This window comes from Streptomyces sp. NPDC051684, from assembly GCF_044453445.1.
Classification (GTDB): domain Bacteria; phylum Actinomycetota; class Actinomycetes; order Streptomycetales; family Streptomycetaceae; genus Streptomyces.
Map to the genome: position 1 here is coordinate 125,763 of NZ_JBITCS010000015.1, position 21,250 is coordinate 147,012.

Sequence of the window (21,250 nt, forward strand, 5' to 3'; positions counted from 1 at the left end):
CCTCGCCGCGTCCACACAGATCGAGGGCCGTCCGGGTCGACCGGCATCGGGCTCGCGCAGCACGACTGCGGTGCTGCGTATGCGCGGGCCGTGGCCGAGTACGCGTGATCCGGCGCCGGCCCCGGCGGGATCATCGGCGGGGCCGCGACCGGCCGGGGGACGCACCGGGCTCCAGCCGGCAGGGGCGGCCGGCCACATGAACCACCGCACTCCGGGGTCCCGCACCTTCCTCGGCCGACTCCCCTTGCCGCAGCGCGCCTTCATAGGCAACGCTCTGCGGACGGAGACAGTCGGCGGCATCGTGCTGCTCGTGGCAGCCGTGCTGGCACTGGCGTGGGCCAACTCGCCGCTGAGTGGCTCGTACGAGGCGGTGCGGGACTTCCATTTCGGCAGCGGGGCGCTGGGCCTGGACCTCTCCGTGGCCCATTGGACGGCCGACGGACTGCTCACGATCTTCTTCTTCATCGCGGGCGCCGAGCTGAAACGCGAACTGGTCGTCGGTGAGCTGCGGGATCCGAAGGCCGCGGCCGTGCCCATGATCGCGGCACTGAGCGGCATGGTGGTTCCGGCCCTCGTCTACGGCGTCGTCGTGACCGCCGGCGGAGGAACCTGGAACGGGTGGGCCGTCCCCATGGCCACCGATGTCGCCTTCGCCCTCGGTGCGCTGGCCGTGATCAACACCCACCTGCCGTCCGCGCTGCGCGCCTTTCTGCTCACCCTCGCGATCGTCGACGACCTCGGTGCCATCCTCGTCATCGCGCTCTTCTACACCTCGACGATCCATCTGCCCACGCTCGGGGCAGCCGCACTCGGGCTTGCCCTCCTTGCCTTCCTGCATCACCGGCAGGTGCACGGCTGGTACTGGTACGTCCCGTTGGCCCTGCTGATCTGGTGCCTCACTTACGCCAGCGGCATCCACGCCACCGTGGCCGGCGTCGCCATGGGGCTGTTGCTGCGGGTGGCGAAGGACAAGCGGACCGGGCAGCGTCCGGTCGAGCGCATCGTCCACCAGATCCGTCCGCTCTCCGCCGGTATGGCTGTTCCACTGTTCGCCCTGTTCGCAGCCGGAGTGAGCGTCACCGGCGACACTCTTGGAGCCGTGCTCACGAAGCCGGAGCCGCTTGGTGTGGCGCTCGGCCTCGCCGCGGGCAAGGTGCTGGGGGTGTTCGGCGGCACGTACCTGGCCCTCCGCTTCACCCGTGCCCGGCTGGGCCCCCGCCTCGTACTTGCAGATGTGTTCGCTCTGGCCGTGCTGGCCGGGATCGGATTCACGGTCTCCCTGCTCATCGGTGAACTCGCCTACCCGGAACCGGCGCAGCAGGAGCACATCAAATCCGCAGTACTTCTCGGATCGTTGATCGCGGCGGTCGTCGCCTGCGTGCTGCTGAGGCTGCGGAACAGGCACTACAGACAGCTCGACGAGTCGAAAACCGCCGCTCCGCATCGCACCGGAGCCCCTGGCTCATATGGCCGGAGTCCGGCAGCCCGGCAGGGTCCGGGCCGCCGACATCGGTACGCAAAGCCCTCCTGAGCAGCGCCTACGATGCTGCCCATGACAACCGACCACGCACGAGCCCGCTGGGAGCGACGTACTCAGGGGCCGCTCCTGCTGCTGGCCGTGGCCTTCTCCGTCGCGTACGCCCTGCCGATCGTGGCCCCGGACGCCGCCGAGGCGGTGATGACCACGTGTCACATCACGAGCTGGGGAGTGTGGGGCGCCTTCGCCGTCGACTACGCGGTCCGCTTCGGACTGGCCGACGACCGGCTGCGCTTTGTACGAGCCAATCCACTGGCGCTGCTCGCCGTGGCACTGCCGATGCTCCAGCCACTGAGGCTGCTCAAGCTCGTGTCCTTGCTCCTGCTGGTCGGTCAGCGGGCAAGGATGGCGACCCAGGTGCGCGTCACGACGTATGTCGCGGGCTGTTGCGCGGGGCTGCTGGTATTCGGCGCGCTGGCGGTACTGGAAGTGGAACGAGGCAGGCCGGGCGCATCGATCCACACGCTGGGCGACTCCTTCTGGTGGGCCTTCACGACCATGACCACGGTCGGCTACGGGGACATGGCGCCGACCACCGGTGCCGGACGGGCGCTGGCCATTGGGCTGATGCTCTCCGGCATCGCTCTGCTCGGTGTGGTCACAGCGAACATCGCGGCCTGGTTCATCGCGAACTTCGAGAAGGACGATGCCCAGGAGCAGCGGCAGACAGCGGCGATCGAGGCGCTGACCGAGGAAGTCAGGTCGCTGCGCGCCCAGGTGGTGTCGCTGCATGCTCAACGGCCGCACGGGGCACCGGGCGGCCAGGAGGTCCCCGCGCAGACCGAAGCTTCGGAAGCGTCCGCACGGGCAGCCGACGCCCAGCGCAATCACTCCGGCTGACTTCAGGGCTCTACGCCGCGGCGGTGTTCCGGAGCGCGACTGTGTCAGCTCGGCGGAAGGTGCGATGTTCCTTCCGCGCCGAGGAGTTCGTGCAGCAGGTGCGATGCCGTGATGACGCCCAACAGGTGCGCTCCGTCCTTGGCGCGCTCGACCACCGCTACCAGCGGGCTGCGGACCTGGGCCATCAATGCGGCGACTTCGACCGCAGTGTCGTCGGGTGCGGCGATCGGCGGAGGCGGGGCCTTCTCGGAGAGACAGTCGCCGACGGAGCGACCGTGCAGTGCCCGGCAGAGAAGGTCGGCGTGCTTTTCGTCAATCACCGCGGCGAGGGCCGGGTCTTCGATGACGTACGCGGGCACGAGCACTTTCACCAGCTGCGAAGCGGGCAGGATGGCTCGGGGTTCGCCCTGTTCATCGACCACCAGCAGGCCGGGCAGCTTGTTCTCGGCCATCAGGCGGGCCGCCTCCGTGGCGTCGCTGTCGACGGCCACCGCTTGGTAAGCCACTGCCAGATCCCGTGCGCGCACTGCCTGCTCCTCAGTTAGCTGGAAGGCCTTCTGAGGCCAGGGTCGTACGTCGGGCGCGAACTGGCCAGCTCATCGCCGGGAGTCATCCGGCGCGGGATGACGGAGCGCTGGACGTTCACCTCGGAGCAAGCCCAGAGGCAGTGTCACCCTTCGCGGCGAACTCGGTGCGCCAGCGGTCGATCAGCGGACCCACCTCGCGCTGTATGAAGCCGTAGAAGTCCTCCATCTCCCGCATCCGACGTCCTGCGGCGGTGTCCGGCCCGCCGGATGCCGTCATCCCTTCCTGCGCCACGGAACTCATGGTGGCCAGGAGCTGGTTCTGCTGGCCCATCAACTTCGCCCAGGCTCCGTCCGTGAAGCGGTAATGATCCAGGCGGCTGCCCGGCGTCGGCACTCGCTCCAGGAGCCCGATCGGCGTCAGCTGCTTCACGGCCCCGGACACCGCCCCGGAACTGATCCGCAGCTCCTCGCACAACTCCGCAGCGGTCAAGGTCTCCTGCTGTGAAAACAGCAGTGCCGTCATCACACGCGCGTTGGTCTTCTGCATCCCGCCCTGCGCAAGGATCAACGCCAGCCTCTCGGCGGTGTCCCGGAGCCGCTGCTTGTCGTCGCTCATGGCGCCAAACATTGTGGGAGACATCAAGAGTGCAGTCGCCAGGGCGCATGGCATGACCGACGAAGCATGGAAGAGGCACGCCAACCCCTGGAGCGTCTGGACCCGCTTCGCCGCCGTCCCGGCCTTCGAGCTGGCGATCTGGAGCCGGACCTGGATCGGCTGGTGGAGCCTTGTCGGCGTCGCCGTCGTGCTCGTCTGGCTCTTCTCGCTGAACGTGCGGATGTTCGGGCCGGTAGAGCCCGTCTGCTGGTCCGCTCGCGGCATCTACGGTGAGCAGCTGCACGTCACCGGACAGGCCCCGGCAGAGCACAAGGCCGTCCTCAACTACCTGATGGCAACCGGACTCGTCGGCTTCGCTCTGATCGCCTGGGGCCTCGCTGCCCTACAGGCCTGGCCGTTGGTCCTGGGCACCATGATGGTCGTCCTCGCCCAGTTGTGGCGCATCGACCGCTACGGCCTGCTCTTCCAGCGGCACCAGGAGACCCACCGGAGCGAGCGTGCTGCTTGACGCCGCCCCTCAACCAGTAAGGGCGAAGTAGCGCAGCCACACGTACAGGGCCGAGACGCCCACCGTGACGACCGTGACGACGAGGCCGTACTTGGTGAACTGCCAGAAGGAGATGGGCTGCCGATTGCGTTCGGCGATGCCGAGGACGACGACGTTGGCGCTGGCGCCGATGGCGGTGGCGTTGCCGCCGAGGTCGGCGCCGAGGGCGAGGGCCCACCACATGACGTGGCCGCCGGCGCCGCCCATGTTGTGGACGAGGTCGGCGGTGATGGGGGCCATGGTGGCGACATAGGGGATGTTGTCGACGATGCCGGACAGCACCGCCGAGGCGCCCAACAACACCATCGAGCCGCCCAGTTCGCTGCCGCCGATCACGCCGGCGAGAGCTTTGGAGATCTCGCCGATCACACCGGTCTCGATGAGGCCGCCGATCATTACGAACAGGCCCGCGAAGAAGGCGAGCGTGGGCCACTCGACCTCGGAGAGGACCTCGCCGGTCTCGACGGTGGAGACGGCGACGAGGACACCCGCGCCGAGCAGCGCGACGACGCTGGGCTCGTAGTGCAGGACCGGGTGCAGCACGAAACCGGCGACCACCAGTGCGAGGACGGCGAGGCCCTGGATGAGAAGTCGCGGGTCCTTGATGGCCTCGCGCTCCTCGAGCGCCATGATCTCGGCCGCCCGCTCCTCGTCGTACTCGAATGCCTTGCGGAACATGATCCGGCACAGCAGCACGAGCACCACGGTCAACAGGGCGGACAGTGGGGCCAGGTGGACGAGGAAGTCGTTGAAGGTCAGGCCCGCGCGACTGGCGATGATGATGTTGGGCGGGTCGCCCACGAGCGTCGCCGTGCCGCCGATGTTGGAGGCGAAGACCTCGGCGATGAGGAACGGGGCGGCGGGCAGGGCGAGGCGCTCGCAGATCAGCAGCGTGACCGGCGCGATGAGCAGCACCGTCGTCACGTTGTCGAGCAGGGCGGAGGCCACGGCCGTGATGACGACGAGCATCACCATCACGCGGAACGGTTTCGCCCGCGCCTTCTTGACGGCCCAGATCGCCAGATACTCGAACATGCCGGTCTTCTTGAGTACGCCGACGATCATCATCATGCCGGTGAGCAGGAAGATGACGTTCCAGTCGATGCCGGACTCTTCGGAGTAGAAGGCGGCGCTGTCGTCCGTGGCGCCGATGGCCAGCATCAGCCCGGCGCCGCCGAGTGCGGCGGCGACGCGGTGCACCTTCTCGCTGATGATGAGGGCGTAGGCGCCGACGAAGACGGCGATGGCCGCCCAGCTGTGCCAGTCGTTCACGATGCTCCGTGTTCTTGGAAATTCCGGTGTCCGATCACTGCCGCCGCCCCTACGGCCCGCTCGGGGTGTTGGTGCGGTCGGTCGAGGCCGCCCCCTTGCGCGTTCGGTCCGTGTGCTGCTCCGGAACGCCGACCAGCTCCTCCACGTCGAAGAGCCGGGCGATGGGGACGTCCGTACTGCTGTGCGCGATGATCGAGAACGCGATGCAGATCGCGATCAGCGTGTACGCCTGCTCGCCCTGTGGGATCCCGGCCTGCAGCACGAGCAGTCCGTAGACCACGGATGCGAAGCCCTTCGGGCCGAACCAGGCTGCCACCAGCTTCTCCTTGCGCTCGAAGCCGGTGCCGTACAGGGACAGCAGGAGCGATGCGGGACGGATCAACACGATGGACAGGACCACGGCGACGTATCCGCCCAAGGACAGTTCTCCGAATAGGTGCGGCGTGAGCAGGGCACCGAACACCAACAGGGCGGCGAACTTGGCCAGTTCGGCGAGTGCCTCGCCCAGCGGTTCGAATGCCTCTTTCGCCTCTGTCGAGCGGGCGGTGAGGACGGCGCCCGCGGAGAACGCGGCGAGGTACGGGTTGGCGTGTGTCAGGTGGCAGGCGGCGTACAGGATCACACCGATCGCGAGCGGCAGCAGGGGCTGCAGTTTGGGTTCGGCGCCCAGGTGGCGGAAGCGGACCAGGGCGATGACCGCGATCGGCAGGACGATGCCGAAAGCCAGACCGCTGACCAGTTCCAGGGCGATCTTTCCGAGATCCGATTCGGCGTGACCCGACGTGGGCCCGGCCGCCGCGATGAAAATCAGCACGATGGGGAGGGCGAGGCCGTCGTTGATGCCGCTTTCCACGTTCAGCAGCTGCCGCAGCTTCGCCGGGACTTCCTTGCGACCCACGATCGCTGAGGCGAACACCGGGTCGGTCGGCGCGAGTACCGCACCCACCAGGAAGGACGTCGTCCAGTCCAGGCCCACCAGATAGTGCGTGACCAGGGCCATGCCGACGAAGGCGAGCGGCATGCCCAGGCCGAGGGCGCGGGCCGGGTTCTTCCAGTTCTCGCGGAGCTTCGGAAAGGAGACGTGCATGCCGTCGGTGAACAGCACGGCGAAGAGCGCGAGATCGGCCGTCACGGTCACGATCTCGCTGTCCGGCGTGATGTGAATGAGGCCCAGGAAACCGTCGCTGACGAGTGCGCCGCCGACGAGGAAGAGGAAAGAGGTGGACAGTACGGTGCGGGCCGCGAGGCCGGACAGCAGCACCGAGATCAGCAGAGCCACTCCGAATACCGCGATGAGCACCATGGCAGACAACCCCGATCGTCTGAAATCCGCGTCTGAAGACACTTCTGGCAAGACGCCGACCAGGCTTCCCGGCACACCGCAGGAGACCCTACACGTTCCTTACGCGGCATTGACAGGACCTTGACGGGCGCCCAGGCGGGCCGCGGACTGCCTGGCCCCGGCAACGTGGATGCTCACAGGAGCAGACATGGCCATGTATACCGACTGGGGGTATATTGAGCCGGAGTCGCCGACCCATGGAGGAGTCGGATGTTTCTCATCGAGATCGCGAGTCCGCGTGGTGCGTTGACCGATGTCGATCGGAGGGGACTCGCCGGCGAATTGTGCCGGGTGTTGGTCGGCGCCGAAGAGGGAGTCGCGGAGGAGACCATGCGCCGTGCGCGCGCGATGACGCACGTCGGCTTCCGCGAACTTGACGGCTGGACCACCGGCGACGGCCCGTGGGAGCCCGGGTGCGTGCCGCCGCTTTGGGTCACGCTCACGGTGCCGGAGGCATGGCGCGCCGAGATGTCGCGGACCACCATCGGCATGGTGCGTCGAGGGGTGCGACGCCTCGATCGGTCGCACGGGTGGCAGCGACCTGAGGGGCATCTGTGGATCAATGTCGTCGGCATCGCCGACGGAAGCATCGGGATGGACGGCAAGGCCGGCACCGCTCACGACGTCATCGGCCACATGACCGCGGAGTTTCGGGCGCAGGGTGATGCCGCGAATGCGAATCTTCCCGAAGGCATGTCGGTCGACCCGATGTGCGGCATGCACGTGCGCCTGGGGCGGGGGGCCGTCACTCTTGAGCACGAGGGCCGGACGCTGGGGTTCTGTGCGAAGAGCTGCCGTGCGGCCTACGCTCGCAAGCATGGGCTCCCCGTCCCCAGTTGAGCGCACATCCCGCCAGGCTCGGCGCTCGTAGCCGTAGCGCCTTCGCCCGGTGACCGGGCCGGTCCGGAGGGCGACGTGGCCGTCCTGCTGTTCCGCTGCGGCAGGCATGTGCCGGCTTCGTTTCCTTGGGGTGGAGAAGTTCCTGTCCGCTTCCGTGATGGCCGCCGGTAGGCCGATGCTCTGCCGGATTCCCGGCGTAAGACCGCCAGATGTGCCGTGAGTTGAGAGCTGGGCCTGGACAAGAAGCACTTCCAAGGCATCCACGACGCCTATGAGTTCGACCCGAGGACCGCGAAGTTCACGAAGGTCCAGCCGACGCACGAGGCCCGCCAGTTCCCCACCTACTCGGCCGTCTTCCACCGCCCGGCGGCACTTCTTCTGCTCCGGTTCGAACGCCGGGTCGCTTCCGGGCGCTGCCGCGTAGTCGTCATGTCCGGACAGGAGCCGGGTGAAGGTCTGGATGCACCAGCGGAAGACGATCGAACCGCCCCCGCCCGCGCGCCGACGAGCACGGCCATCACCATCATCGAACCCCGGGTGCCCAGGACCGGACGTCTGGCCGATCCCTCACTGCGTATGCCGTTCACTATGTCCCCTTCCCTACTTTTGCGTTATGCAATTGACGTCAAAGGGAAGGGGGGCGGGGCGCCCGGTATCGCTGCGGCTGCCGCCGGGGTGCCGGGTCAGAGCTCGTGCGAGCGGGCGGCGCTGACACGCCCGGGCCGCATGATGCGGATCTTACGGCCCTCGCAGGCGGGGCACTGCGGCGATTGGAGCGGCGACGGCACGGGGCGGCCCATGAGGTGATAGTCGGCCTTGATGCGGCCGTGCTCGTCGAGGGTCACGTCGATGTCGTAGGCGTTCTCCCAGCCGTGCCCGCAGGCCAGGCAGGCGAAGGAGAAGCTGCGCTGTATGTGCCTCGTGTTCATGGCGACCTCCCGACGGTGTCGTGTCCTACGGGGTCGCTCTACCCATTATTGCACCGTGCAAAGATGGGTGAATGAGGTGACGTTCTCCCGCCTCGCCGGGTACATGGTCGACGGCCGCCCTCCGGCGGACTTGAACTCACGCCCCGACCGAAAGGTTTGCACGTGGATGCGGTGCTGCACGCGCTGTCCCGAGCCGGCTCCATGGCCTGGGAGATCGCCTGGGCCCTGGTGCTCGGCTTCACGCTGTCGGCCGTCGTGCAGGCGGTGGTCCGCCGTTCGTCGATCGCGCGCCATCTCGGCGACGACAAACCGCGCACCCTGGCTCTGGCGGCCGGACTCGGCGCGGCCTCCTCTTCCTGCTCGTACGCCGCCGTGGCCCTTGCGCGGTCACTGTTCCGCAAGGGCGCTCACTTCACCGCGGCGATGGCCTTCGAGATCGCCTCGACCAATCTCGTCCTCGAAATGGGCGTGATCCTGGCCCTGTTGTTGGGCTGGCAGTTCACAGCGGCCGAGTTCGTCGGCGGCCCCCTCATGATCGTGTTTCTGGCGGTGCTGTTCCGGCTGTTCCTGCGTGAGCGGCTCCTGAACCAGGCCCGGGCGCAGGCCGGGCGGGGCCTGGCAGGGGCCATGGAGGGACATGCAGCGATGGACATGTCCGTGCAGAAGGACGGCACCTTCATGCGGCGCCTGATCTCAGCCGACGGGTTCACCGCCGTGGCCCACGTCTTCGTCATGGAGTGGGCCGCGATCCTGCGCGACCTCGTGGTCGGACTGCTGATCGCGGGTGCGGTCGCGGCCTGGGTGCCGGACTCGTTCTGGCAGGCCCTGTTCTTCGACGGTCACCCGCTCGCCGCCAAGCTGTGGGGCCCGGTGATCGGTCCGCTGGTCGCCATCGCCTCGTTCGTCTGTTCCGTCGGCAACGTACCGCTCGCGGTGGTGCTGTGGCAGGGCGGCATCAGCTTCGGAGGCGTGATCGCCTTCCTCTTCGCCGACCTGCTGATCCTTCCGATCCTCAACATCTACCGGAAGTACTACGGCCGTCGCACCGCAGCATTTCTGCTCCTGGTCTTCTACGTGTCCATGGTCTCGGCCGGCTACGTGGTCGAGCTTGTCTTCGGCGGACTCGGCGCCGTACCGGACCGGTCCAACGCGCGGCTGCCCGAGGGCGGCATCGTGTGGAACTACACGACCTGGCTCAACATGGCCTTCCTTGTTCTGGCCGCGGCGCTGGTGGTGCGGTTCGTGCGCACCGGCGGGATCGGGATGCTGCGCATGATGGGTGGTGCCCCGGACGGCGAGGGCGGGGGCGGCGCCGCCGACCAATGACAAGCGGCCGTCGTTCCCGCGCCGCACGGAGCGTCCGCCGGCCGTGTTCTCGACGACCGTACGGATGGACAGCTTGACCGGGCCGTACGACGAGCCAGACCCGGTACGGGCCGCGAGATAGCGCAGCACCTGCGGGTCGGTGGCATGGTGCTCGGGGAACCTGTCATGGAAGAACACGGAGCGCCGCGAGCGCTCGACATCCGTGAGCCTGCGGGCCCCCGTAGCCAGCATGGCGCGGGCCGGTCCCGAGTGCGCGGCCACAGGAGGAAGGCGCCGAGCACGGTACCGGCCAGGACGAAATACAGCAGCCCGAGCACAGCCGTGAAGCAGCTGAGTAGGACACCGGCGGCGCGGAGAGGGCGCGGCGCCGACTCCACCGCAGGTGTGAGGGCCGCAGCTGCCTCCGGACGCGGACCGGGCGTCGGGCGGAGGACGATGGCTGTCCGCGTCTGCCGGATCCCCCTTCACACCTGCCGACACTAGTGACGCTGCACGACCGGAGCAAGGTCGCCCGGACTGGGCGGGCAAGCGACGGGGGCTGGTAGCTCTGCCGGTCATCGTCGCGAGTCGGGACGGGCGGCGATGCGGGCCTGGTGTCGAGCCTGTGGCTGCTTCCTGTACCGGATGCGCATTGTCACGTAGATGACGATGGCGACGAGGACCAGCACGAGGACGGCCTTGGAAAGCAGTCCGACGTAGGTCTCTACGGCGTCCCATTGCTCCCCCAGCCAGTAACCCGCCATCACGAGGACCGAGTTCCAGACGAGGCTGCCGAGAGCGGTCAGGGACAGGAAGATCGGCAGCGGCATGCGCTCCACACCGGCCGGGACCGAGATGAGGCTGCGGAAGATGGGCACCATGCGGCCCAGGAGGACGGCCTTCGTGCCGTGCTTGGAGAACCACAACTCGGTTCGCTCCACGTCGGATCCCTTGACCAGCGGAAACCGGGCCCAGATGGCGTGCAGGCGCTCACGGCCGAACAGTGCGCCGGTCCAGTAGAGGGCGGCGGCGCCGACCACTGAGCCGAGCGTGGTCCAGAACAGCGCAGATGCCAGATTGATGACGCCCTGACCGGCGGCGAAGCCGGTCAGGGGCAGGATCACCTCGCTGGGCAGCGGCGGGAAGAGGTTCTCCAGGGCGATGGCAAGGCCGGCTCCCGGGCCTCCCATCGTGTCCACGAGGTCCGCTGCCCAGCCCGCGATGCCACCTGCGGGTTCCTGGGGCAGAGCAAGAGTCACGAGATCCATGAGGCTTCTCCAAGCTGGCGGGGCGGCGGCTGCCGTACAGGCGCCGAGATGTGCCGGCAACGCTAGAAACCGTGGATCAGCGCCGGTATGCGGATTACCGTCGAGTTGGGTGGGGTTTTCCGCAGGGGCTCGGTGAGGCGGGACACGGCCACATGCCCCTGGGGCCGGACGGAAGTTGCCAGCAATTTCCTGTAGTCCACCGCCCGGAACGCCGGTGGGGTCGGCCGGACGGAAGCGCTGAACTGCGAACCCTGGACGTGTAGTTCGCCTGGGGCCAGGGGTCGCAGGTTCAATTCCTGTCGTCCCGACCAGCTCTTGCAGGTCGGAGGACGTTTCTGCCGTTGTGCAGGGACGGCCTTTTTGTTTGCGGTCGTCTTGAGCCGTCGATCTGAGGCCCCATAGGTTGACGTCATGGGACTTTTCGACCGGCTGACCGGAACCAGGCGCCCCGACGTGGGCGTGGCTCCACGGTCCACGACCGAGGTGCGCGAGGCACTGCTCGGCCTGAACCGTCCCGACGTCCCTTATGTCATTCGCGGCGGCCGTGACGAGGGCGCGGATCTGGTCGCCGAATGGCGTCTGACAGACCCGGTCTGGCGGACCTTCTTCGTACGCAGCGAGGTGAGCCGGGTCTTTCAGGTGCGCATGCGGTTGGTCCCGGCGAAGGGCGAAATCCGGTCCCTCGACCAGCAGTACGAGGTCACGTGGTCCGGAGGTGTCCCCACGCTGGCGATCTCGGCCGAGAGCCGACGCGGCCGGGTGCGGACGACGTCGAAATGCTGGACGCTGGCCGGCGGCGTTGAGTCCACGGAGACGTTCAGCTTCGACGCGGCGGACCTGAAGGAACCCCTGCAGAAGGCCGTGCTGGCCGCCGGGTGGACCTGGCGGGGAGTCGTGACCGGCAAACTGTGAGACGGGCCGGATCCATGACGGCCGCTCGGGCCCGTGCATACGGCGAAGTCGCTCAGGAAGCAATGTCACCATGCCGGAATGAGCGCACCAGAGGTCCCGCCCGGCACCCGGCTACTCGTTGTCGACGACGAGCCGGCCATCCTCGACGTCCTGGTCACCTCACTGGAGTTCCTCGGATACGAGGTGGACCAGGCGGCGACCGGCCGGGCCGCGCTCGCGGCCGTCCGTGACCATGACCCTCATCTGGTGCTGCTCGACGTCATGCTGCCCGACATCGACGGGTTCGAGGTGGTGCGGCGACTGCGGCGGGCCGGCGCCACGACGCCCGTGATCTTCCTGACCGCGCGCGAGAGTGGGCGGGACATCGTGGGCGGCCTCGACCTGGGCGCCGACGACTACATCACCAAGCCGTTCCGGCTGGCCGAGGTCGCCGCCCGGGTGCGCGCCGTTCTGCGCCGCGGTGACAGTCGCGCCGAGTCCAGCCTCGTCGTCTGCGGGGACGTGGAGATGAACACCGATACGTACGAGGTGCGCCGGGCCGGCGTGCTGGTGGAACTCTCGCCCACCGAGTACAAGCTCCTGCGCCACCTGCTGCTCAACCGCAACCGGGTCCTGACCCACGAGCAACTGCTGGAACATGTATGGGACTTCGGCGAGGGCGACCACGGGGTGCTGAAGACGTACGTCTCCTACCTGCGCCGCAAGCTCGACGCCCTCGGGCCCGGCCTGATCGAGACTCGGCGAGGCGTCGGGTACATCCTGCGCGACCAGGGCACCGCATGAAGCGGGACGAGCCCCGGCGCCGCTCCGTTCGGCTACGGCTCCGGCCCCGGTCGCTGCGCGGCCGCCTCCTGCTCGCGCTGCTCACCCTGGCCGCCGTCGCCCTGATCGCCCTGGACGCCGTCGTGTACACGGCGCTCAGCAGCGATCTCATGCACCGCACCGACACCACCCTGCGCGCCGTGCGGCAGCGCACGGCGCAGCAGTTGCAACAGGCGGGGCCCGACGGGAAGCTCGGCAACGATGTCCGACTGCTCGGCGCTTCGGAGTTCTACCTCCAACTGCGACGGCCCGACGGCACCGTTCGGGATCTGGTGACCCAGTTGCGGGACCCGGAGGACGCCGCGCCGCGTGTGCCGAACCCGCTGTCCGAGGTCCGCGGCGCGGGCGCGCTCACGGTGGGGCCCGCGGAGTCCGGTGGCCCCGACTACCGGCTGCTGGTGCAGCGGGTGCCGGGACGCGGCACGCTGGTCGCGGCAACGCCCCTGGATCAGGTGCAGGGAACCCTGCGCCAGGTGTTGATCGTCGAGGCCGCGGCGACCGGCGGCGTGCTGGTGCTGCTCGCGGGCGCGGGCCTGTGCGTGCTGCGCCGCGGCCTGCGCCCCCTGGAGTCGATGGCGCGCGACGCCGACGCCATCGCGTCGGGCGACCACGGCGGTCAGGTCGCACCGGCCGACGAGGACACCGAGGTCGGGCGGCTCGGCCTGGCCCTGAACACCATGCTGGCCGTCGAGCGCACCACCCAGGACCGGCTGCGCCGCTTCGTCGCCGACGCCTCGCACGAACTGCGCACCCCGGTCACCGCGGTGCTCGGCTACGCGGACCTGCACCACCAGGGGGCCGTCACCACCCCCGCCCAGCGCGAGCGCGTCATGAACGGCATCACCACCGAGGCGCTGCGCATGCAACGGCTCGTCGACGACCTGCTGTTGCTCGCCCGGCTCGACAGCGCACCGGTCCGCGAACGCTCCCGCGTCGACCTGTCCGGGGTCGTGCGCGACGCCGTGTCGGCCGCCCGCGTCGTCGACCCGCATCTCTCCGTTTCCGTGCACACCGAGGACGGCGCGCGCGTGCGCGGCGACGCCGAGCAACTGCGGCGCGTGGTCGACAACTTGCTGGCCAACATACGCGAGCACACCCCGTCCGGAATTCCCGCGCGGGTGCGTCTGCACACCGGTGGCCCGGTCCCCGCGCAGGTGACACTCGCCGTCGCAGACGAAGGCCCGGGCATCCCCGAGGAGGCGCTGCCGCGGGTCTTCGACCGTTTTTACCGGGGTGACCCGGCCCACAGCGGCGACGGCAGCGGCCTGGGCCTCGCCATCGTCGCGGCGATCGCCCACGCGCACGGCGGCACCGTCGACGTGGCCAGTGGGCCGGGGGAGGGGACCAGGATCACCGTCCGGCTCCCCATGGCGCCCGGTTCGTGATGCGGATCAACCGGACGCGGCAGCGGCACCGCACTCCTTCGACCCCTTGCAGTCCTGCAACTTCTTGAGCCTCGAAGTGAGTTGTGCCTTCGCGTCCGACGGCAGCCGCGCGTACGTGTTGTGCAGCATGTCCGGGTCCTTGGCACGGTCGTAGTACTCGTGGGATCCGTTCCGGTACTCGACGTATGTGTACCGGCCGGTGCGCAGCGCCTCGTAGGAGGGTGGATTGCCGCTGCCCTTACGGGGTTTGTCGGGGTCGTCGGGCGAGGTGTTGGGGCCGTGGTGTTCCACCAGCGCGGTCCGCGGCCAGTCCTTGGGTGTCTCGCCCTTCAGCAGGGGCACCAGGCTGCGCCCGTCGGTCCGCGGGTCGGGCTCGCCGCCGCCCAGTTCGGTGAACGTGGGGCAGATGTCGATGTTGGAGGCGACGGCGTCGGTGCTCGCGCCGCGCTCGACACCCGGCCCGGTGACGACCAGGGGCACGTTCACGTCCGTGTCGAAGGCGGTCTGCTTGCCCGGCATCAGCCGGTACTGGCCCATGTGGAAGCCGTTGTCGGAGGCGAAGGCGAAGACGGTGTCGTCGTACACGCCCTCCTTCTTCAACTTCTCCTGGAGGTCACCGATCATGCGGTCGACGGCTTGCACCGCGCGCACGCGCTTGCGGTACGTCTGGGTGATCTTCTTGACCTGCTGCGGCGTGAAGGACTTCTTGCTCTGCAGCCACTGCGGGGCGTCCTCCGGCGTCTTGTCGAAGGCGGGCGGCCTCGGCAGTTCCAGATCCTTGAACGTGCCCTCGTCCTGCGGCGCCGGGGTGGCCGGGCCGTGCGGGGCGAACGTGGAGATGTCGAGCATGAAGGGCTTCTTGTCCCGCGCGGACTTCTCGATGAACTCCTGGCCCTTTCCGCTCACGACATCGGTCAGGTAGTCCTTCGGCTCGTGCCCGTGGTCGACCGTGCTGCCGTTCTGGTTGAGGGTGTAGTCGTATTCCTTGTAGCCGTTTCCGGCCACGGCCCACTCGTCCCAGCCCGGCGGCACGTAGTTCTTCTCGCCGTTGACGGTCATGTCCGGCTGGTAGCCGTTGAGGTACTTGCCCATCATCGCCGTGCGGTAGCCCTGACCCTGAAGGGCGGTGGCGAAGGTATGGGACTCGTTGCCCTTGTCGTGGAAGGTCTGGAAACCGCCGTCGGGCGCCACATTGGTGAACACCCCTGTGTTGTGCGGGAACTTGCCCGTGAAGATGGACGAACGCGAGGGGCAGCACAGCGAGTCCGTCACCGTGTAGTTGGAGAAGGACAGGCCGTTCTTCTGCATGTCCTTCACGTGCGGCATGTAGTTCACCAGGTCCGAGGAGAGGTCGTCCGTGAGTACCCACACGATGTTGGGACGCTGAGGCGAGGCGCTGCCGTGCGCACTCGCGCTCTCCCCGGCCTCGCCCGCCCGGCTGTCTCCGCCGCGGCACGCGACCAGGCCGGCCGCAAGGGCGACGACACCCAGCCACACGAGGACCTTTCTGCGAATGCCTGCGATGTTCAATGGCTCTCCTCCTCGGCGGTGCATCGGAACGGCTCCCGAAACTCCGACCTTGCCGCAGCAGGGTGGGAGAACCGTGTGAGGTGGGCGGGCGGGGCGTGGGAATGTCAGCCCGCCCCGCCGTCCCAAAGGCGGCTGTAGCGCAGTCGCAGGGCCCGTTCCGTGCTTGCCGTCGCCGTGACGAGGGCGGCCGCGACGTTCATCCATCCTGACAGGTGCACCGGCGACGTGAACGCCCCGATGTGCTGGGCGATTTCGGGTGGCCTTGTCAGCTTCTCGGCGAGCTGGGAGAGGAGCAGGGCCAGGGCCGCGGCCAGTGCCACCGCCGAGAGTACGCCGAGCGTGCGGCTCAGCGCCGGGTGCCTGTGGTCGAGGTTCGCGCGGTGGCCCTCGGTGGAGGCCGGGTCGGGCGTGAGCTGCTGCTCGTCCCCCCTCGGTCGTGACGTAGTGGCAGCGCTTGAGGCCGAAGGCGCTCATCGACACCTCGACTGTGCCCCCGGGGACGGGGAAGGCGGCGGGGAGTTTGGATACGGCGAGTTGTTTGCCGTCGAGGTAGAGCCGCGCCTTGACGTTGCCGGAGCTCTGGTTCCGGCCGTGCCGAACGTCCACGGAGTAGCGGACCGGCCGGCCGGTGTCGACGTCCGTCAGGCGGAGGTGGAACAGGGCTCGGGAGAGGTGCTGCCACCAGCGGAAGCGTTTCAGGACCCGCCCGTCGCCGGGCTTCACTCGCTGTACCGCCCGGTTCCGTCGCCATTCCTTGAGCATGTCCGTAACTCCCGTTCCCCGTGCCCGCCGTTGTTCCTGTGCCGCCGTTGTTCCTGCTCGCGTTGAAAAGTGGCTGCGCTACTTGCTCGATTGCTCCCTCGGGCAGTTCACGTCCTGCGAGGGGCGCTTCCCGGTGGTCAGGTACGTCGTCACCGCGTCGTTCGCGCACGTGTTGGTGCCGGTCGGGTAGACACCGTGACCTCCCTGGTCGGCCGTCACCATGACGGCCCGGTGTCCGAAGGCGTGGCGCAGGTTCTTGGCGCCGGCCAGCGGCGTTCCGGGGTCCCGTTCGTTCTGCACCATGAGGACGTTCGACGGGCCCTTGGCGCCGATGCGGACCGGCGGCTCGGTCCGCTCGGTCGGCCAGAAGGCGCACGGGCCGATGCCGGCCGTGGAGCCGCCCAGCTTCGGGTACCGGATGCGGTCCACCTCGGCGTTGCGCTGATACGAGGCGATCGACCGCGGCCAGCGGCTGTCGTTGCAGATCGTGTGGAAGCGGGCGGCCATGAAGTTCTCGAAGTCCGCCATGGGCGGGTCGTCGGGCAGCGGCTTGTTCGTGTCGAGGGCCTGCCAGGTCCTGGCCAGCGTGGCCATGCCCGCATCGGTGTAGAGGTGGTCGAGCGTCTTCCCGCGGAACACCGTGCCGTCGTAGCCCTGGACCGGCTTCTCGTCGAGCCGCTGTGCCAGGTCGTAGAACTTCGCCGTCACCTGCTGAGGTGTGCTGCCGAGGCCGTACTCGGGGTGTGCGGCGGCGTACGCCGCGAAGTCCGGGAAGCGGTCCTCCATGCCGCGCGCGAGCATCCGCGTGGCCGTGACGTCGTAGCCGCCGGGGCCCAGGTTGCTGTCGAGTACGATCCGGTCCTCGCGCCGGGGGAACAGCGTCGCGTACACCGAACCGAGCTGGGTGCCGTAGGAGCCGCCCAGGTAGGAGATGCTCGACTCGCCCAGCGCCGCCCTGATCCGGTCCATGTCGCGCGCGGAGTTCGCGGTGGTGACATGCGGCAGCATCCAGGACGACTTCGACGTGGCGCACTGTTGGGCGACGGTCCGCGCGTAAGGCACCTCCTTGGCGACGTCGGCCGCGTTGTGCGTGTACGGCGGGATGTTGCCGTGCGCCTGCTGCTTCTGCGTGAGGTCGCAGGTCACCCGGGTGCTGCGGCCGACACCGCGCGGGTCGAAGCCGATCAGGTCGTAGGAGTCCTGCACGGACTGCGGCAGCCCTGAGGTGGCGAGGGCGTACGGGTAGCCGAGCCCCGTGATGCCGGGGCCGCCCGGGTTCACCAGCAGCACGCCGCGCCGCTTCGAGGGCTTCTCGCTCGCCAGCCGGGAGACGGCGATGTCGATCTGCCGGCCGTCCGGATCCTGGTAATCCAGGGGGACCTGGAGCGTCGCGCACTCGAGCCGGGAGGCGGGGTCCTGGCCGGACTCCTGCGACCTCGTCGACTCCTTCGGCTTCTTGGAGCACGGGCCCCACCGCAGGGTGTCCGCCGACGTCGCCTCGGCGGTGTCCGGCGTCGCCGCCAGCGACACCCCCGCGATGGTGGCGGCCGCCACCGCGGTGGCGGCGATGCCGAGGGACAGGCTCTTCTTCCTGTGCATGTGATGTCTCCTCCGAGGTGCTGCGGCAGCTGTCGGGCCGCATGTGAACGAGTGTGTTCAGCGGGCGCCGTCGGCACATCGGCCCGGCGTCCCGACCCGACCTCGACCAAGGTCGGACGGTGGTTCGACCTGAGTAGGGGACGTTCCATACTTTGGTCGGCTGCGTCGGCCCGTACGGTGTCGCGACAATGGCGGCATGAACACGGACGCGGCGCCGCCGCTCGCATGGTGGGAGCACGCCTGGCGGCTGGCGGCCGCGGTGGCGGTGGGCGTTCCCGTATGGCTTTCCGTGGGTGTGCTGATGCAGCCCGGGCAGGCGGCCGTGACGGGTTCCTGGTTCAGTACGGGGGATCCGCTGCTGGCGCTCGCCTGTCTGGTGCTGGTGTCGTGGCGGCGACGGTTTCCGCGCACGGTGGCGTTCACCGTCGTGGCCGCCTCGGCCACCTCGGGGCTCGCCACCGGCGCCGCGCTCCTGGCACTGGCCTCGCTCGCCACGCGCCGCCGCCGGGTGGAGATCGCAGCCGCCATCGTGCTCTACGTGGCGGCGTCCACGTTCGCCGCCCGGTTCTACCCGGTCGACGGTGCGGTCGGCCCGGTATGGCTCCAACTGCTGCTCCCTGCGCTGACCGCGGGCATCGCGGTGGCCGTCGGCACCGCCGTCGGGGCGCGCCGTGCCGAGGTGCGGTCCCTGCGTGAACGGGCGGCGAGCCTGGAGCGGGAACAGACGGCGCGCGCGGCGCAGGTGCGGGCCCAGGAGCGCAACCGCATCGCCCGCGAAATGCACGACGTGCTGGCCCACCGGATCTCCCTGGTCGCCATGCAGGCCGGAGTCCTCGACCACCGGGCCGACCTCGAGCCCGAGGAACACCGCATGCTGGTCCGCGGCATCGCCGACGGCTCCCACCACGCCCTGGAGGAACTGCGCGACGTCCTCGGTGTGCTCCGCGCAGGACCGGATGCCCCGGAGGCGCCGCAGCCCTCCCTGGACGGTGTCCCCGCACTGGTCGACGACGCCCGCACGTCGGGACTCGATGTCACACTCACCACCACCGTGACGGGCACACCGTCCGAGACCGCCGGGCGTACCTGCTACCGCGTCGTCCAGGAAGGGCTCACCAACGCGGCCAAGCACGCCCCCGGCGCCGACGTGCACATCACCATCGAGGGAACGGAAGGCGGCGAACTGCAGGTCACCATCCGCAACTCCCCGGGCTCGGCGCGCCCGGTCCGGTCCCCGTCCTCCGGGTTCGGCCTGCTCGGCCTCGGCGAGCGGGTCACCCTCGCCGGCGGACGACTCGACCACCGCCCGACGCCGGACGACGGATACGTCCTCACCGCCCAACTACCGTGGCCGTACGCCCCTTACGAGAAATGAGCGCACGTGAACAGCGAGCGGGAACCGGGACGTGTCGTGCGTGTCGCCATCGTCGACGACGACCGGTTGGTGCGGATGGCGCTGCGCCTGATCATCGACGGTGAACCGGACCTGACCGTCGTCGCCGAGGCGGCCGACGGGGAGGCCGCGACCGGCGTGGTGGCCGAACACCGGCCCGACGTCGTCCTGATGGACGTACGGATGCCTGGCCGCGACGGCCTCAGCGCGACCCGGGAGGTCCTCACCGGCCAGTCACCTCCCCGAGTGCTCGTGCTCACCACGTTCGACTCGGACGACCTGGTGCTCGGCGCGCTGCGCGCCGGAGCGCTCGGCTTCGTCCTCAAGGACACGCCGCCGCCGCGGATCGCCGACGCGGTGCGCACCGTCGCGGACGGCCATCCCGTCCTGTCCCCGGAGGCCACCGCGCGGGTCATCGCCGCGGCCACGGGCCCGGGATCGTCCGACATCCGCGCCGCGTCCCGCGAAGCCGCGCGCAAGCGCCTGTCGGCCCTGACCGAACGCGAACTCGACACCGCCCGGGCCATCGCGGACGGCCTCGGCAACCCGGAGATCGCCGAACGCCTCCACATCAGCGTCGCCACCGTCAAGGCCCACATCGGCAGCCTGTTCACGAAGCTGGCGGTCGAGAACCGGGTGCAGATCGCACTGCTGGTGCGCGACGCCGCGGAGTGACCCGGCCGCCGGTGACCGCCGCTCATGCGCGCGGCCCCCGGTTCACGACCGCGTAGCCGTCCCGCACCTCTCGTCCCCGGCGCCGCCCATCCGCTCGTCCATCGCGGTGCTGCGGTCGTAGGGGTCCACCGCCGGGCCGTCGCCGGAGGCGCCGTCGTCGGTGAAGTCCGGTGTCAGGTAGCCGTTGTACGTCTCGCAGCCCGCGTTGGTGGTGGACACGCGGTTCGAGACGACCGAGAAGGTGCCCGGCTCGCTGACGATCCTCGACGGGTCGGGCCAGTTCATGACCACTTCGCGGCGGACGATGACACGCGTGACGCGGCCGTCGTCGGCGAGGCTCGCGACCGGGTACACGTACGTGACGTCCGTGGTGACCTTCAGCGCCCCCTTGTTGCCCTCGGCGTACGTGATGCGGCCGCGCGTCTTCACCACGTCGCCGACCAGGTTCACCTGCGCCGGATCGAAGCGGCTGAACAGGACGAGCGGGTTGTACTTCTTGCTCGGCGCGGTCAGTGAGGTGGTGAGGAAGGTGGCTTCCTTGGGCTGGTGGGGGTTGATGAGGGCGATGGCCTCGGTGGGGCGTTCGCCGTGGAGTACTGCCTTGTCCAGGCTCGATGCGGCCAGGAAGTCGCGGGAGCGGTTCAGGGACTCGGCGACCTGAGTCCTGGTCATCCAGCCCGTGGCCCGCGCCGGCGGTACGTCGATTCCGGCCGTCCCGTCGGCCCAGTGTGCGGCGGGGGAGTCGGCGAACGGCTCCGAGCGTGTGGGGCGTCCGGTCGCCCCGCCCGGTGGCGCCGTCGGCCGGACGCTCTCCACGGCGAGTGGCGTCGCGTCGGTGCCGGAGCCGTCCGTGAACCACCCCGCCACCCGCCCCGGGTTGAGCGCCACGACCGCCACGGCCACCGCCGCCAGCACACCGAGCGCGTACAAGACCTTGCGTCCGCGCCGCTGAGGCGGCCGGTGCGCACGCCACGGCTCAACCCGGGCATCCTCCTCGCGCAGGCGGCGCGTCACCATGCGGGCCCGCGCCGACGGTTCCTTGGGCGCGTCCCGCACGCCGTCCTCGGACTCCTGGAGGAAGCGCTCCCAATCCTCGTCCGACAGCGACGAACCGCCGTGGTCCCCACCCGAATTCACTGTGAACTCCCC

General features: G+C 69.2%; 20 protein-coding genes. 10 read left to right on the forward strand and 10 right to left on the reverse strand.

The window, feature by feature from the left end:
• Window positions 1–196 precede the first annotated feature (196 nt).
• Window positions 197–1,531, forward strand: a complete 1,335-nt coding sequence (nhaA, locus tag ACIA8D_RS19770; RefSeq protein ID WP_399233780.1) for a Na+/H+ antiporter NhaA — start codon at window positions 197–199, stop codon at window positions 1,529–1,531.
• A gap of 21 nt (window positions 1,532–1,552) precedes the next feature.
• A complete protein-coding gene (locus tag ACIA8D_RS19775; protein WP_399233781.1) occupies window positions 1,553–2,377 on the forward strand; it encodes a potassium channel family protein in 825 nt (274 codons plus the stop codon).
• Between the two features lie 44 nt (window positions 2,378–2,421).
• Here the strand turns inward: ACIA8D_RS19775 and ACIA8D_RS19780 are convergent, their stop codons facing one another.
• Window positions 2,422–2,904 carry a CBS domain-containing protein gene (locus tag ACIA8D_RS19780; RefSeq protein WP_399233783.1) on the reverse strand — a complete coding sequence of 161 codons (483 nt, stop codon included), beginning with the start codon at window positions 2,902–2,904 and terminating at the stop codon, window positions 2,422–2,424.
• Window positions 2,905–3,019: 115 nt separating this feature from the next.
• Window positions 3,020–3,520, reverse strand: coding sequence for a GbsR/MarR family transcriptional regulator (locus tag ACIA8D_RS19785; RefSeq protein WP_399233785.1), 501 nt, complete (start codon window positions 3,518–3,520; stop codon window positions 3,020–3,022).
• Between ACIA8D_RS19785 and ACIA8D_RS19790 the strand changes: the two genes are divergently transcribed.
• Window positions 3,519–4,028 carry a DUF6653 family protein gene (locus tag ACIA8D_RS19790; protein ID WP_399233787.1) on the forward strand — a complete coding sequence of 170 codons (510 nt, stop codon included), beginning with the start codon at window positions 3,519–3,521 and terminating at the stop codon, window positions 4,026–4,028. The two genes, ACIA8D_RS19785 and ACIA8D_RS19790, sit on opposite strands and share 2 nt — an antisense overlap.
• Before the next feature lie 9 nt (window positions 4,029–4,037).
• Here ACIA8D_RS19790 and ACIA8D_RS19795 read toward each other — a convergent pair whose 3' ends face one another.
• Window positions 4,038–5,339 (reverse strand): ArsB/NhaD family transporter, encoded by a 1,302-nt coding sequence (locus ACIA8D_RS19795; RefSeq protein WP_399233789.1) that lies wholly within the window; start codon window positions 5,337–5,339, stop codon window positions 4,038–4,040.
• 49 nt (window positions 5,340–5,388) lie between these two features.
• On the reverse strand, window positions 5,389–6,642 hold the full coding sequence (locus ACIA8D_RS19800) for a cation:proton antiporter (RefSeq protein ID WP_399233791.1): 1,254 nt from the start codon (window positions 6,640–6,642) through the stop codon (window positions 5,389–5,391).
• 249 nt (window positions 6,643–6,891) lie between these two features.
• Here ACIA8D_RS19800 and ACIA8D_RS19805 point away from each other — a divergent pair, with 249 nt between their 5' ends.
• On the forward strand, window positions 6,892–7,521 hold the full coding sequence (locus ACIA8D_RS19805) for a hypothetical protein (RefSeq protein WP_399233793.1): 630 nt from the start codon (window positions 6,892–6,894) through the stop codon (window positions 7,519–7,521).
• Between the two features lie 683 nt (window positions 7,522–8,204).
• Here ACIA8D_RS19805 and ACIA8D_RS19810 read toward each other — a convergent pair.
• Window positions 8,205–8,450 (reverse strand): hypothetical protein, encoded by a 246-nt coding sequence (locus ACIA8D_RS19810; RefSeq protein ID WP_399233795.1) that lies wholly within the window; start codon window positions 8,448–8,450, stop codon window positions 8,205–8,207.
• Window positions 8,451–8,612: 162 nt separating this feature from the next.
• On the opposite strand from ACIA8D_RS19810, the gene ACIA8D_RS19815 reads away from it, so the two are divergent.
• On the forward strand, window positions 8,613–9,776 hold the full coding sequence (locus ACIA8D_RS19815; protein ID WP_399233796.1) for a permease: 1,164 nt from the start codon (window positions 8,613–8,615) through the stop codon (window positions 9,774–9,776).
• A gap of 554 nt (window positions 9,777–10,330) precedes the next feature.
• Here the strand turns inward: ACIA8D_RS19815 and ACIA8D_RS19820 are convergent.
• On the reverse strand, window positions 10,331–11,023 hold the full coding sequence (locus tag ACIA8D_RS19820) for a DedA family protein (protein ID WP_399233798.1): 693 nt from the start codon (window positions 11,021–11,023) through the stop codon (window positions 10,331–10,333).
• 411 nt (window positions 11,024–11,434) lie between these two features.
• On the opposite strand from ACIA8D_RS19820, the gene ACIA8D_RS19825 reads away from it, so the two are divergent.
• The 3 genes from ACIA8D_RS19825 to ACIA8D_RS19835 all read left to right on the forward strand — a co-directional run bounded on the left by ACIA8D_RS19825 (window position 11,435) and on the right by ACIA8D_RS19835 (window position 14,142).
• Entirely contained in the window at window positions 11,435–11,935 is a 501-nt protein-coding gene (locus ACIA8D_RS19825; protein ID WP_399233801.1) for a hypothetical protein, read from the forward strand.
• Window positions 11,936–12,013: 78 nt separating this feature from the next.
• Complete coding sequence (locus tag ACIA8D_RS19830; protein ID WP_399233803.1) at window positions 12,014–12,718, forward strand: response regulator transcription factor; 705 nt, start codon at window positions 12,014–12,016, stop codon at window positions 12,716–12,718.
• Window positions 12,715–14,142, forward strand: a complete 1,428-nt coding sequence (locus ACIA8D_RS19835) for an ATP-binding protein (protein ID WP_399233805.1) — start codon at window positions 12,715–12,717, stop codon at window positions 14,140–14,142. The genes ACIA8D_RS19830 and ACIA8D_RS19835 overlap by 4 nt, the downstream gene beginning before the upstream one ends.
• A 6-nt stretch (window positions 14,143–14,148) precedes the next feature.
• Here ACIA8D_RS19835 and ACIA8D_RS19840 read toward each other — a convergent pair whose 3' ends face one another.
• The 3 genes from ACIA8D_RS19840 to ACIA8D_RS19850 form a co-directional block, all read right to left on the reverse strand.
• Complete coding sequence (locus ACIA8D_RS19840) at window positions 14,149–15,672, reverse strand: sulfatase-like hydrolase/transferase (protein ID WP_399233807.1); 1,524 nt, start codon at window positions 15,670–15,672, stop codon at window positions 14,149–14,151.
• A gap of 104 nt (window positions 15,673–15,776) precedes the next feature.
• The gene (locus ACIA8D_RS19845; RefSeq protein WP_399233809.1) at window positions 15,777–15,992 is read right to left on the reverse strand and encodes a hypothetical protein; all 216 of its coding nucleotides are present in this window, start codon (window positions 15,990–15,992) and stop codon (window positions 15,777–15,779) included.
• A 520-nt stretch (window positions 15,993–16,512) separates the two neighbouring features.
• Window positions 16,513–18,033, reverse strand: coding sequence for an alpha/beta hydrolase (locus tag ACIA8D_RS19850; protein ID WP_399233811.1), 1,521 nt, complete (start codon window positions 18,031–18,033; stop codon window positions 16,513–16,515).
• 196 nt (window positions 18,034–18,229) lie between these two features.
• On the opposite strand from ACIA8D_RS19850, the gene ACIA8D_RS19855 reads away from it, so the two are divergent.
• Both ACIA8D_RS19855 and ACIA8D_RS19860 read left to right on the forward strand, forming a co-directional pair.
• The gene (locus ACIA8D_RS19855) at window positions 18,230–19,408 is read left to right on the forward strand and encodes a sensor histidine kinase (protein ID WP_399233813.1); all 1,179 of its coding nucleotides are present in this window, start codon (window positions 18,230–18,232) and stop codon (window positions 19,406–19,408) included.
• A gap of 6 nt (window positions 19,409–19,414) precedes the next feature.
• Entirely contained in the window at window positions 19,415–20,101 is a 687-nt protein-coding gene (locus ACIA8D_RS19860; RefSeq protein ID WP_399233815.1) for a response regulator, read from the forward strand.
• A gap of 42 nt (window positions 20,102–20,143) precedes the next feature.
• On the opposite strand, the gene ACIA8D_RS19865 is transcribed toward ACIA8D_RS19860, so the two are convergent.
• A complete protein-coding gene (locus ACIA8D_RS19865; protein WP_399233817.1) occupies window positions 20,144–21,238 on the reverse strand; it encodes a hypothetical protein in 1,095 nt (364 codons plus the stop codon).
• Between the last annotated feature and the right edge of the window lie 12 nt (window positions 21,239–21,250).

Excerpts from the sequence above, each read along its gene's own strand:
- ACIA8D_RS19790 (WP_399233787.1), top strand. The coding sequence starts at position 3,519 with ATGGCGCCAAACATTGTGGGAGACATCAAGAGTGCAGTCGCCAGGGCG.
- ACIA8D_RS19805 (WP_399233793.1), top strand. The coding sequence starts at position 6,892 with ATGTTTCTCATCGAGATCGCGAGTCCGCGTGGTGCGTTGACCGATGTC.
- ACIA8D_RS19830 (WP_399233803.1), top strand. The coding sequence starts at position 12,014 with ATGAGCGCACCAGAGGTCCCGCCCGGCACCCGGCTACTCGTTGTCGAC.
- nhaA (WP_399233780.1), top strand. The coding sequence starts at position 197 with ATGAACCACCGCACTCCGGGGTCCCGCACCTTCCTCGGCCGACTCCCC.
- ACIA8D_RS19775 (WP_399233781.1), top strand. The coding sequence starts at position 1,553 with ATGACAACCGACCACGCACGAGCCCGCTGGGAGCGACGTACTCAGGGG.
- ACIA8D_RS19855 (WP_399233813.1), top strand. The coding sequence starts at position 18,230 with ATGAACACGGACGCGGCGCCGCCGCTCGCATGGTGGGAGCACGCCTGG.
- ACIA8D_RS19820 (WP_399233798.1), bottom strand. The coding sequence starts at position 11,023 with ATGGATCTCGTGACTCTTGCTCTGCCCCAGGAACCCGCAGGTGGCATC.
- ACIA8D_RS19825 (WP_399233801.1), top strand. The coding sequence starts at position 11,435 with ATGGGACTTTTCGACCGGCTGACCGGAACCAGGCGCCCCGACGTGGGC.
- ACIA8D_RS19785 (WP_399233785.1), bottom strand. The coding sequence starts at position 3,520 with ATGAGCGACGACAAGCAGCGGCTCCGGGACACCGCCGAGAGGCTGGCG.
- ACIA8D_RS19850 (WP_399233811.1), bottom strand. The coding sequence starts at position 18,033 with ATGCACAGGAAGAAGAGCCTGTCCCTCGGCATCGCCGCCACCGCGGTG.
- ACIA8D_RS19810 (WP_399233795.1), bottom strand. The coding sequence starts at position 8,450 with ATGAACACGAGGCACATACAGCGCAGCTTCTCCTTCGCCTGCCTGGCC.
- ACIA8D_RS19835 (WP_399233805.1), top strand. The coding sequence starts at position 12,715 with ATGAAGCGGGACGAGCCCCGGCGCCGCTCCGTTCGGCTACGGCTCCGG.
- ACIA8D_RS19800 (WP_399233791.1), bottom strand. The coding sequence starts at position 6,642 with ATGGTGCTCATCGCGGTATTCGGAGTGGCTCTGCTGATCTCGGTGCTG.